Consider the following 12327-nt stretch of genomic DNA (forward strand, 5'->3'; position numbering starts at 1 on the left):
GCGTTGAGATCTTTTAAAGCCTTTGGTTGCTCAGGTTTTTAATCCCCGGCAATAGATTCCCGTTGCAGTTCCGGCAGTTCCCGCTGCGCGCCGCGCAGGGCGAAGTAGTCCTGCGGGGTGTTGATGTTGTGGAAGGAGAGCCCCTGCGGGTCGATCTGTCGCCAGCTTTCTTCGGCCAGCTCGACGACCCGTACCGCCGGGAAGAAGTCGATGATCCGTCGGCCGCCGCTGCTCAGCACCGCCTCCATTGCCGGCAGGCAGCGCTTGTGATAGCGGGCGTGCAGCGGTTCGAGGCCGCATGGGTTGCGCGGGATGAGAACATCGGCCCGCGCGGCCCGGCGGCAGATGTGCCGAATCAGCTTCGGCTGCAGAAAGGGCATGTCGCAGGCGACGACGAAGATCTGCGGCTGGCGGGCGTGGTGCAGTCCGGCGTGAATGCCGGCCAGGGCTCCCCGGCCGCGATGGATGTCGGCAGCCTTGCGGCAGGGGATGTCGCGATACAACTCCGGTGAGTTGGTGACGATCAGCACTTCCGCGAACAGGTCGGTCAGCAACTGGCAGGTGCGTTCAATGAAGCGTTTCCCCTCCAGCGGCAGCAGCGATTTGTCGCTGCCCATGCGTCGGCTTTCGCCGCCGGCGAGAATCACTCCCGTGGTGTCCGGGATAACTCCGGTGCCGGTGACCGGCGGTTGGGGGTCTGCTCGATGCTGGCGACCGGATCGTAACCTCTTCATGGGCTGTTCCTCTCTCATCCGGGGGTCTCTTTCCTGCCGCGGCTGAAGCCTTCTTTCGCGGCCAGCAGGTCGAGATGCAGGGTGGCGGCGTCCTCAACTTCGAGCGGCAGTCCTTCTCCCCGTTCGCGACTGTCGACCACTTTCAGGTAGCCGCAGCACTTGCGGCATATATCGACCCTGTAGTCCGGTTCGCCCTCGGCGGTGAAGTAGGCAAGGGTCTCATGGTCACTGTTGCCGCAGTGAATGCAGGTCAGGCGATGGAACGACCAACGACTGCCGCAGAGACTGCACTGGAGTTTTTTCTTTCCCTCCTTACCGCTCAGTTCGGCAATTGCCGGCAAGCCGCCGCAGAGCGGACAGTAGCCGTGTTCCCAGTTCTCCGTCCGGCTCTCAAGTCCCTCGGCGCGGCAGCGTTCAAGGGCCGCTCCGAGGGTTGTGGTCAGACAGTATTCGAGCAGGGCCGGCTGCATGCCGATCGTTTCAGCTGTGCCGGTGATCGGTTTCCGGTCGCGGTCGAGGGCGGCGCGCAACAGCCCTGTCAGATCGAGCCTGTCGCTCTGCAGGGTGGTTTCCAGCGCCTTCAGTTCCTCTTGCCCCTGCTGTCCGTGTTGCTGCAGGATGAGCAGCAGGTCGGCAAAGAAGGCCCGCGCCCGGTTCTCGTCGATGTTCAATGTTTCGCCGCTGAGCAGCGGGAAACCCTGTTGCTGCCTGAGGGTTGCAGTCTCGTGGTCGATGTCGACCCGCAAAAAGTTTTCGGCGGTGGCGAACAGCTTGTAGAGTCGGGCGTAAAAACGGCAGATCTCGGCCAGCGCCGGTTTCGCGGCGGCCAGTTCTTCAAGTCGTTGCAGGCGTTTCTGCAGCATGGAATAGCTCCTGTCGGAAAAGACCGCGGGGTGGACACCGCTCGCATGTTGCAACGGGCAAGCGGCGGGCAGTGCCCACCCCGCCGAAGCTGCGGGCCGGGGAGAGAGTTTCCGGCCAGCAGTCATGGAGGTTGGCGGTTCGTTCAGTTCTTGGCGACCTTCTCGAACCATTTGCCGGCATGTTTTTTCGCCCAGCTTCTGCGGACCTGGCCGTAGAGCATCCCCTCCAGGGTGCCCGGATTGCCGATGGTGGCCAGGTAGACATGGACGATCATGCCGACCATGAACAGGTTGAAGAAGATGCTGTGCAGCAGGAAGGACGCCTGGGTCAGTTCCCGGCTGTAGGCAGTCGGGTCCCAGATGACCAGTCCTGTCGCGCCCATCACCAGGGCGGCAATGACGGCGAAGATCCCGAACAGTTTCTGGCCGGCGTTGAATTTCCCCTGGGGGATCTCTTCCGCGTTGCGGGACAGGTAGCCGCCCAGCCGGGCGATCCATCTGCGGTCATCGGCATCAAAGCGGCAGACCTCCCCGGCGTGGCTGAGGAACAGCAGCACCGAACCGATCAGAAAAACGATTCCGGCCCACTTGTGGACCACGATTCCCTGTTGCGGTCCGCCGAACAGGTCGAAATAGCCGAAGAAGGTGTGGGCGTAAAGACCCAGGCCGGACAGCACCAGCAACAGGAAGGAGATGGCAACCAGCCAGTGCAGAACGCGGCTGGCGGTGCCGAAGCGGTCAATCGTGTTGGTCATGGTCATTCACCTCCCTTGCGCGGTTGATCATCTGCGTCATCCAGTTTCTTCGGCCCGATGGTGACATAATGCAGGGCCGCGACGCCGACGGCGCCCCAGAAGCCGAGAATGCCGAGCGGTTTGACGACATCCTTCCAGAAGAAGATCGAGGCCGGAATGGCCGGATTTTTCGGCAGCCGGTAGGTGCCGGGTTCATCATCAAGGACATAGAGGACTCCGAGCCCGCCGAGATCGTTCTCGCCGTAGAGCTTTTTGCCGGCCGCTTTCGCTTCCGCGATCAACTGGTCCCGGTCGCCGAAACTGAGGGCCTGGGTTGGACAGGCCTTGGCGCAGGCGGGCAGCAGTCCGTTCTGCACCCGGTCGCTGCAGGCATGGCACTTGGTGACCTTTTGTTTCGCGTCGTAACGCGGCACGTCGAAGGGACAGCCGCTGACGCAGTAATGGCATTCGATGCACTTCTCCCGGTTGTAGGCAACCAGTCCCTCTTTGGTGTGGTAGAGGGCGCCGGCCGAAGGGCAGACCTTGACGCAGCCGGCATCGGCGCAGTGCATGCAGCGCCGGTTGATGAACAGCCAGCGCAGGTCGTCCCCCTGCTCCTGTTCGATGAAGTGGATCTGGTTGTAGAGTAGCGGCGTCAGGTCCGGCGGATTCTCGTAGCTGCCCCTGTTGACCGTCGCTTCGGCGTCGAGTTTATTCCACTGCTTGCAGGCGACCTGGCAGCTGCGGCAGGCGGTGCAGCGGGTGGTATCGATCAGGAATGCTTTCCGTTTCATAGTCTCCTCCCCCTAGCTCAGCTTTTCGACGTTGACCATGAACGCCTTGGTTTCCGGGATCATGGTATTGGCGTCGCCGGCGGTCGGGGTCAGCAGGTTGGCGCTGTCCCCGGCATTTTTGGTTTCCCAGCCGAAGCACCAGGGCAGGCCGACCTGGTGAATGGTCGCGCCCTCGATCTTGAAGGGACGGAAGCGCCTGGTGACGATCGCCACCGCCTCGACACTGCCGCGACCCGAACTGACCTTGACCATGTCACCATGGCCGATAGCGCGGTCAGCCGCCAGTTCCGGACTCATTTCGACGAAAAGTTGCGGCTGCATTTCCAGCAGCCAGGGGGTGTTGCGGGACATAACCCCGGTCTGCCAGTGTTCGGTCACCCGGTAGGTGGTGGCGACGAACGGATAGCGCTTGTCGTTGCTGTAGTAGACATCCTCCGGCAGCTTTTCCGCGCCTTCGTAGAATAGTTTCATGGCCGGATTGGTCCTGGTTCCCGAGAGCGGATTGTTCTTGATCGGGCTTTCCAGCGGTTCGTAATGTTCGGGGAAGGGGCCCTCCTTCATCTTGGCGCCGAAGATCGAGGCGACGCCGTCGGGGAGCATGATGAAGGATTTCCTGGTCCCCGGTTGCGAAAGCGGCTTCCAGCCGCCGTCGGGCACATCGCCCTTCCACCCGCTGCCGGTCCACCAGATGACCGGCCGCTGACTGTTCCAGGGCACGCCGTCGGCGTTGACCGAGGCGCGGTTGTAGAGGATGCGGCGATTGACCGGCCAGCACCAGGCCCACTCGGGATAGAGGCCGATGCCGCTCGGATCCTTGTGGCTGCGGCGGGCCATGTTGTTGCCGTGGCCGTTGTAGCTCTGGCAGTAGAGCCAGTTGCCGGACGAGGTCGAACCGTCATCCTGCAGGTAGGCGAAGGAGGGGACCAGGTCGCCCTTCCTGAAAGCCTTGCCCTTGACCACCTTGTCCGTGAGGAAGTAGCCGTTGATCTCCTTGGCCACGGCATGGATGTCGAGTTCCTGCAGCCGCCCGTCGGGCATCCTGAAGCCGTAATTCCACGAAAGTTTCAGAATCGGATCGGGGAAGGCGCCGCCCTCGTCCCGATAGCGTTTGGCCACCCGGTACTGCAGCTCGGTCATGATCTCCGAGTCGGGGCGGCTGTCGCCGAGGGGCTTGACCGCCCGGTAACGCCACTGGGCCCAGCGGCCCGAGTTGGTGATGCTTCCTTCCTTTTCGAAGGAGGCGGCCACCGGCAGGAAGAAAACCTCGGTGTCGATCTTGGCCGGATCCATGCCCGGGCCCTTCCAGAAGGACGCGGTTTCGTTGTCGAACAGGTTGACCGCCACCATCCAGTCGAGCCTGGAAAGGGCTTCACGCACCTTGTTGGCATTGCTGCCGCTGCAGGCCGGGTTCTGGCCCCAGGCGAAAAAGCCCTTGACCTGATCGCGGATCATCTTGTCGAACAGCATCAGCCAGGAGGCGTTCTGGCCGTCGTCCAGCTTCGGCAGCAACTGGTAGCCGAACTCATCCGCGGCACCCAGGCCGGTGTCGAAGTGCGCCCGCAGCAGCGAGGTGATGTACTTGCCGCGGTTGCCCCACCAGTTGGCGCTTTGCGGGTCGTTGGTGGTCGGCGTGGTCTTCTTGATGTAGGTGGTCAGGTCTTTCAGACTCGCTTTCGGGGTCGGCAGGTAGCCGGGCAGGATGTGGAACAGCAGGCAGTGGTCGGTCGAGCCCTGGACGTTCGATTCGCCGCGCAGGGCGTTGACCCCGCCGCCGGCGACGCCGATGTTGCCGAGCAGCAGCTGGATGATGGCCATGGTGCGGATGTTCTGGGTGCCGACGGTGTGCTGGGTCCAGCCCATGGCGTACATGATGGTCGCCGCCTTGCCCGGCTTGCCGGAGGCGCCGTAGGTCCGGTAGATCTCCTCGAGCTTTTTCACCGGGGTGCCGGTGATGCCGGAGACCACTTCGGGGGTGTAGCGGGAGAAGTGCTTCTTCAGCAGTTGGAAGACGCAATTCGGATCCTGCAGGCTCGGGTCGCTCTTCGGTACGCCGTCGGCATCGCGCTGGAAGTCCCAGGTCGATTTGTCGTAGCTGCGTTTGGCGGTGTTGTAGCCGGAGAAGAGCCCGTCCAGGTCGCCCGGCATCCTGAAACGGGGGTCGACCAGGAAGGTGGCGTTGGTGTGCAGCTGCAGGTACTCCTTGTGATACAGGTCGTTGTTGAGGATGTAGTTGATCATCCCGCCCAAAAAAGCGATGTCGGTGCCGCTGCGCAGCGGGGCGTAGATATCCGCCCTGGCGCTGGTGCGGGTGAAGCGCGGATCGACGCTGAGGATCTTGGCGCCGTGTTCCTTCGCTTCGAGGACGTAATGGAAGGAAATCGGGTGGTTCTCAGCGGCATTCGAGCCCATCACCAGCACCACATCCGAGTTGCGGATGTCGATCCAGTGATTGGTCATCGCGCCGCGGCCGAACGAGGTCGCCAGACTGGCAACCGTGGCGGAGTGTCATATTCGCGCCTGGTGTTCGATGTACACCAGGCCCCAGCTGCGCAGCAGTTTCTGCAGCAGGTAACACTCCTCGTTGTCGAGGGCGGCGCTGCCGACCGAGGCGATGGCGTCGGTACGGTTGACCACCTGTCCCTTGGAGTTTTTCTCCATGAAGGTGGCGTCACGGGTTGTCTTGATGCGCTCGGCGATCTGTTCAAGGGCCCAGTCCCAGGAAACCTTCTGCCACTGGTTAGATCCCTTGGCGCGGTACATAGGTTCGGTGACGCGCTTGTCATTGTGCCGCAGTTGGTAGATCGAGGCGCCTTTGCTGCAGAGGGTGCCGCGATTGATCGGATGATCCGGGTCGCCCTCGGTGTTGATCACCTCGCCGCCCCGGCTGTGGACGATCAGGCCGCAGCCGACCGCGCAGTAGGGGCAGATGGTGGTGGTCTCCCGGGCGTACTGGATTGCCAGGGGCTGGGCTTCGGCTTCGGCCGCCTTCAGGCCGATGCCGAGGACCGATCCGGCCACCGCCCCGCCTGAAAACTTGAGAAAGCCACGTCTGTTCAGTTGCATTTCGTACCTCCTTTATGCTGAGAAAAAAAGATCGCCTGCCCGCTCGCGCGGGAGGTAGATGAACGACCCATGTGCCGCCAGGCAGCGGCATGAAATAAGCTCATGGATTCGCAAGTTGCATACCAGTGTTTTGAAATTGTCATAATTGCTATTGAAAACAGCTGTTTGCGTATTTATTCAGCAAAATTAAGTGAAATGAAGATGATTTTGATTGTATATATTTTTCCATGAACGTATCTTTTGTGGGTAGAATCTATCCATGCGGCATTTGGTATCCATTGTTTTTAAAACGGGAATTATTCATGAATGGACGGGTTTATATCTGCGATGACGAAGCCGGAATGCTGCGTTATCTGAAAAAGATGCTGGGCGCCTGGGGTGTCGAGGCGGTGACCTTTGACCGCCCCCTGGCGCTGCTGGAAGGGTTGCAGACGAACCGGCCGGGTGTCGATCTGCTGCTGCTCGATATCAAGATGGCTGAACTCGATGGTCTGGAGACCCTGCGTCGGGTCCGCGGCCGTCATCCCGACCTGCCGGTGGTGATGATGACCGGTCACGGCAGCATCGAGTCCGCGGTCGAGGCGATGCGGATGGGAGCTCAGAACTACCTGACCAAGCCTTTTCCACAGGAACAGTTGCGGGCGGTGGTCGGGCAGTGTCTGCAGCGCGGCAGGCTGCTGGCGGAAAATCGCAGTCTGAAGCAGAAGCTGCGGCAGCACCGGGATGAGCAGGTTATTTTTAAAAGTGCCGCGTTCGCCGAAGTTTACGACCTGGCGATGCGGGTCACCGGGGTTGATTCGCCGCTGCTGGTGCTGGGAGAAAGCGGCAGCGGCAAGGAGATGATCGCCCGTGCCGTTCATCAGCACAGCCCGCGCAGCGGGGCTCCCTTTCTCGCCATCAACTGCGCGACCCTGACGGAAACCCTGCTTGAGAGCCAGCTCTTCGGCCACCGAAAAGGGGCATTCACCGGAGCGCTGCAGAATCAGCCGGGACTGTTGGCCGCGGCCGAGGGCGGCACCCTGTTTCTCGATGAAGTCGGGGAGTTGAGCCCGGCGCTGCAGGCCAAGCTGCTGCGGGTACTGCAGGCCGGAGAATACCTGCCGGTCGGCTCGACCAGCCCGCTGAAGGCCGATGTGCGTTTTATCGCCGCCACCAACAAGAACCTGGAGCAGGAAGTCGCGGCCGGGAGGTTCCGCGAGGACCTTTACTATCGTCTCAATGTGATCACTCTTGAGCTGCCGCCGTTGCGGCAGCGTCCGGAGGACATCAAACCCCTGGTAGAGCACTTCCTGATCAAGATGGCGCGCCGGATGGGGCAACCCCCCAGACAGGTTGGAGCCGAACTGCTGACCGTCCTTCAAGGCTACAGTTGGCCGGGCAACGTGCGGGAGCTGGAAAATGTCATTGAACGCTGCGTGGTGCTGACGCGCGATCCGGTCCTGACCCCCGAGCTGCTGCCGGGCAAGCTGCGATGTCCGGAATCGATTTCCTTCGCCGCCGTCCTGCCGTCCTTCAGTCTGCGGGATGCCGAAAGGCTGCAGGTCAGAAGAGCCCTGGAGGAGACCGGCTGGAACAAGAGTCGCGCCGCGCAGCTGCTCGGGGTGACGCGTAAAACCCTGGACAAGAAAATCCGTGATTTTGAACTCTCCCCGGAGCCTTCGTCATGAGTCGCCGTCGCGGGGGAGGGGTGTTGTTGCTGCTCTGGCTGCTGATCATGGCGTCGCTGCCGGGTGCCGATGCCGCGGAGAAAGCCGGGGAGCTGCTGCTCGGCATGTCGACCGCCCTGAGCGGCCCGGCCGGAGAACTCGGCCGCGAGATGCGGCGCGGTGTTCTTGCCGGAATAGCCCGTGTCAACCGCGCCGGTGGCATCAATGGTCGGCGCTTGCGGCTGATCGCTCTCGATGACGGCTATGAACCGGCGCGCACCGCACCGAACATGCACCAGTTGCTGGAGAAGGACCGGGTGCTGGCGGTGATCGGCAATGTCGGGACACCGACCGCCATCGCCTCGTTGCCGCTGATTCGCGAGCAGCAGACACTCTTTTTTGCCCCCTTTTCCGGGGCCGGGGTGCTGCGGCGCGATCCGCCGGAGCGTTACGTGATCAACCTGCGGGCCAGTTATGCTGAAGAAATCTCCGCCATGGTCGACGCGCTGGTTGACCGGGGTGGTCTGCGGCCGGAGCAGCTCGCCTTTTTCACCCAGCGGGACGGTTATGGCGACGCCGGTTATGTCGGCGGCTTCGCGGCGCTGAAGCGTCATGGGTTGCGCAGTGAACAGCAGGTGCTGCATGTCCGCTATCGACGCAATACCCTGGCGGTCGAAAACGCCCTCGCCGACCTGTTGCTGGCGGAGCATCCACCGTCCGCGGTGATCATGGTCGGGGCCTATGCTCCCTGCGCCAAATTCATCCGTCTGGCCCGCCGGTCGGGGCTGGATGTTCTGTTTCTCAATGTTTCCTTCGTCGGCAGCGCGGCACTGGCGCGCGAGCTCGGCGCCGACGGTGACGGGGTGGTGGTGACCCAGGTGGTTCCGCACCCGACGGAAAGCAGCCTGCCGCTGGTGAAGGCTTACCGAACTGACCTGCGGCGGATCGATGACCTCCCGTTCAGCTTCGTCAGCCTCGAGGGGTATGCCGCGCTGCGAACGCTGCTGGCCGGCATGGAGAAGGTTTCAGGTCCCTTGACGCGCGAGACACTGATTGACGGCCTCGAACAGTTGGGAACATTCGATCTCGGCATCGGCATGCCGTTGAAGATCGACGCCCGCAATCACCAGGCCGGCCATCGGGTGTGGCCGACCCGGCTGGAAAAAGGCACTGTCGTACCGGTCAGTTGGGACCAGGTTGTTGCCGGGCTTCCCGGCCGGAGCAGGCCATGAAACCGCTCAAGCCGGGCAGTAAAATCATTCTCCTGGTCTGGGTGCTGGTGATGATCGGCTTGCTCGCCGGGGTGTTGACCAACGGACTGGTGGGCTGGACGCTGCACGGTTTGAACCGGGAGCGGGAAAAACTCGCCGAGCAGGAGGCCCGCCTCAACCGGGGCGCCGAACAGCTTCGTCGCCTCAGCCGTCAGGCGCAGACAGCTCTTAATGAACTGCTGCAGCTCGATCTCGGTACGGTGCGGGAGCCATTCCCTGAAAACGATCTGATCCAGTTACAGGCGGAGCTGCGGAATACCCATGGGATTGCCGATCTGAAGCAGGTCAGCAGCGCTCTGGAACAGCGCAGTTACAAGCTGCGACGCATCTGGCGGCGGGCGGTCGCCTGGCGAGCCGGGTATCGACCGGTCTATCTCGACAGCCGTGATCGGCAAACCCTGGCGCTGGTTCGGCGACAGCTGCAGCGGTTGCGTGCCGATCTGGAAATTTTCGAGGGCCGCAAGCGGTTGCAGGAGGCGATCACCATGCGTCGTTGGCGCCGGGCCGACCGGAGTGAGGCGGAAAAACTGGCCGCCGCGTTGCTCGGTTACCGTAACCAGTCCTGGCGCCGCAGTCTTGACGGGATCAATACCGAACTGGTGGATTTATCGCGGATGGTCGAGATCCTGGCCGGGGAAGATCGTCTCGATCAGCTTGCCGATCTGAAGGATAATCAACTCAAACCGAGCCTGGAGCGCCTGAAGCACGAGATCGGGCGTTTGCGTGCCGCCGGTCAGCTCGGTCCGGACGAATTGCCGTCGAAGGTGGTGGCGGCTCTCAACGAAGCCCTGTTCGGCCGCGGGTTCACCGTTTATGAACAATACCAGACCATCCGCCCGGGGAAGGGGGGGCTTTATCTGCTGGTTCAGAGCCGGCTCCAGTTGCTGCGACAGCGTGAGCGGCTGCAGGCCGAAGCCCAGCTTGAGCTGCAGCGGCTGGAGGCGCTTTATCCACCCCTTGCCGGTCTTACCCAGCAGCGTAACCGGGAGCTGGCGCGGCAGGCCGACCGCAGTCTCACCAACGGTGCTCTCGATCTTTTCATGCTGAGCCTGCTGACCCTGGCCGGATTCCTCGGCCTCGGTTTCCTGATTATTCGCATGACCCGGCACCAACTGGCGGCCATGGCCCGCCTGCGGCGACAAAATGAACTGATTCTGACCTCTGCCGGGGAAGGCGTTCTCGGGCTTGATCGTCGGGGGAAAGCCATATTTATCAATCCGGCCGGTGCCCGTCAGCTCGGCTGGGAGCAGGAGGACCTGGTCGGTCTGGATTACCGGCAGATACTGCGTGACGGGGATGGGTTCGACGCGTCCGCAGATCCGGTTTCCGGAACCCTGAAGCAGGGGCTCTGCCATCGCAGTGACGAAGAGCAGTTTCGACGCCGGGACGGCAGTTTGATCCCGGTGGCCTGCGCGGTGACGCCGCTGCAAGATGAGTCCCGGCAGATCGAGGGGGCGGTGGTGACCTTCATGGACATCAGTGACCGCAAGGCGGCCGAGAAAACCCTGCGCCGTTACTACGACCGGCTGGCGGAGCAGGAACACGCCCTGGCGGAACTGAACAAGGATCTGGAACAGAAGGTCGCCGAACGGACCCAACTGCTCGAAGAGAAGAGCCGTGAGCTGATGGCCGCCCAGGAAGAACTGGCGCACGCGGAAAAACTGGCCGCCATCGGCTCACTGGCCGCCGGGGTCGCTCACGAAATCAACAATCCGGCGGCGATTATTCGCGGCAATGTCGAAATCCTGGAAACAACCTTGCCGGCCGGCAGCGAGGCGCGGGAAGAAACCGGGGAAATTCTCCGCCAGGTGGAGCGCATTTCATTGATTACCGGCAACCTGCTCGCGTTTGCCCGCAAGCAGAACCTGCGGTATGCCGAGTTCTCCCCCAACCTGCTGCTGACCGAAATTCTCGATCAGATCGGTCACCATGTGCCCGTGGACGGGGTCGATATCCGTTTCGAACCGGCTGCGGGTCTGCCCCCCTGTCGCGGGGATGCCGAACGTCTGCGGCAGGTGTTTATCAACCTGATTGTCAATGCCCTGCAGGCGATGGCCGGCAGCGGGGTGCTGCGGGTTGCGACGCTGCTTGACGGGGATTCCCTCCTGGTGGTGATCGCCGATTCAGGTCCCGGCATTCCGGAGGAGATCCGCGGCCAGATTTTCAATCCCTTTTTCACCACCAAGGCCGAAGGGACCGGTCTCGGGCTGTCGGTCTCCTACGGAATCGTGCAGGCTCATGACGGCATCATCGAGGTGGAGAGTCGGGACGACTGCGGGAGTACCTTCTTTGTTCGGCTGCCGGTCGGAGTTGAATCTGTTTGAGTCCCGGAAAGCCCCCTCCCCCCCCCTTTTTTTTCCTGTCGGATTTTTTTACAGTTCGTTGTTCGTTTTTAGATCGCGAAAAAAAAGCATATAAAAACAGCATGTTATAAATGGGAATGCTGTTTGCAGTCTCCTTGGATAACGAATAAATAGTGATGCTGGCCATCAGGAACAGAGGAGGAGGCTGCGATGTTGAGATTTTTGGTGCTTGTTGTGTTGATGACTGCGGGGATGTTTTCTACGGCGGGTGCTTCAATGATCAGCTGGACAGACTGGACATCGGCGACAACCGGTGTTTCCGGGTCGGCGCAAGGTGTCATGTCGGTCGGCGGGTCAAGTATCGATGTCGACTTTACCGGGATTCTCAGTTTCGCCCAGACCAGCGGCGGCACCAATTACTGGTCCGAGGGTTCCCCGGCACCCTATACCGGCAGCCCGGTCATCGACAATGCCCCGCCTGCCGGTGAAATGCTTGCCCTCAACATGAGAAGTTCCTATTCCCTGACCTTTTCCAGGCCCGTGCTTGATCCGGTCATGGCCATTGTCAGTCTGGGGCGAACGAATCTGCCCGTTTCCTATGTCTTCGATACCCCGTTCACCCTGTTGAGCAAGGGGAGCGGGTATTGGGGAAACGGCAGCTACACCCTGGGAGGAAGCAATGTTCTGACCGGGTATGAGCTGCATGCCGCGATTCAATTCGAGGGCCCGTTGAGTTCGATCAGCTGGACTTCGGCGCCTGATGAGTACTGGCATGGCATCACCGTCGGCGTGGCTGATGTCGCCCCTGTTCCCGAGCCGTCACTGATGCTTCTTCTCGGCAGCGGTTTGGCGGGACTTGCCCTGTTGCGGCGTAAGGGGAAAAACGTGTAAAGTTTTTCGACACCGCGTCTTCAGCCGC

9 protein-coding genes are annotated in these 12327 nt (G+C 61.7%); 4 read left to right on the forward strand and 5 right to left on the reverse strand.

Features of this window, described 5'->3' with window-relative positions; all coding sequences use genetic code 11:
* Nucleotides 1–38: 38 nt before the first annotated feature.
* From mobA to fdnG, 5 genes are all read right to left on the reverse strand, one after another.
* Nucleotides 39–734 (reverse strand): molybdenum cofactor guanylyltransferase, encoded by a 696-nt coding sequence (mobA, locus tag C2E25_RS03050; protein ID WP_103114315.1) that lies wholly within the window; start codon nt 732–734, stop codon nt 39–41.
* A gap of 14 nt (nt 735–748) precedes the next feature.
* Nucleotides 749–1597, reverse strand: coding sequence for a formate dehydrogenase accessory protein FdhE (locus C2E25_RS03055; protein ID WP_158247107.1), 849 nt, complete (start codon nt 1595–1597; stop codon nt 749–751).
* Nucleotides 1598–1740: 143 nt separating this feature from the next.
* Nucleotides 1741–2352 carry a formate dehydrogenase subunit gamma gene (locus C2E25_RS03060; RefSeq protein ID WP_233189317.1) on the reverse strand — a complete coding sequence of 204 codons (612 nt, stop codon included), beginning with the start codon at nt 2350–2352 and terminating at the stop codon, nt 1741–1743.
* A 2-nt stretch (nt 2353–2354) separates the two neighbouring features.
* A complete protein-coding gene (locus C2E25_RS03065) occupies nt 2355–3125 on the reverse strand; it encodes a 4Fe-4S dicluster domain-containing protein (protein ID WP_103114318.1) in 771 nt (256 codons plus the stop codon).
* A 12-nt stretch (nt 3126–3137) separates the two neighbouring features.
* Nucleotides 3138–6188 (reverse strand): formate dehydrogenase-N subunit alpha, encoded by a 3051-nt coding sequence (gene fdnG / locus C2E25_RS03070; protein WP_103114319.1) that lies wholly within the window; start codon nt 6186–6188, stop codon nt 3138–3140.
* 302 nt (nt 6189–6490) lie between these two features.
* Here fdnG and C2E25_RS03075 point away from each other — a divergent pair, with 302 nt between their 5' ends.
* The 4 genes from C2E25_RS03075 (at nt 6491) to C2E25_RS03090 (ending at nt 12299) form a co-directional block, all read left to right on the forward strand.
* Entirely contained in the window at nt 6491–7855 is a 1365-nt protein-coding gene (locus C2E25_RS03075) for a sigma-54-dependent transcriptional regulator (protein ID WP_103114320.1), read from the forward strand.
* A complete protein-coding gene (locus C2E25_RS03080; protein WP_103114321.1) occupies nt 7852–9066 on the forward strand; it encodes an ABC transporter substrate-binding protein in 1215 nt (404 codons plus the stop codon). The genes C2E25_RS03075 and C2E25_RS03080 overlap by 4 nt, the downstream gene beginning before the upstream one ends.
* The gene (locus C2E25_RS03085) at nt 9063–11429 is read left to right on the forward strand and encodes an ATP-binding protein (protein WP_103114322.1); all 2367 of its coding nucleotides are present in this window, start codon (nt 9063–9065) and stop codon (nt 11427–11429) included. Before C2E25_RS03080 ends, C2E25_RS03085 begins: the two co-directional genes overlap by 4 nt.
* A gap of 255 nt (nt 11430–11684) precedes the next feature.
* Complete coding sequence (locus tag C2E25_RS03090) at nt 11685–12299, forward strand: PEP-CTERM sorting domain-containing protein (RefSeq protein ID WP_158247108.1); 615 nt, start codon at nt 11685–11687, stop codon at nt 12297–12299.
* Nucleotides 12300–12327 lie beyond the last annotated feature (28 nt).

Origin of the sequence: Geothermobacter hydrogeniphilus (assembly GCF_002898515.1) — a bacterium.
In the GTDB taxonomy this organism is placed as follows: Bacteria; Desulfobacterota; Desulfuromonadia; order Desulfuromonadales; family Geothermobacteraceae; genus Geothermobacter_A.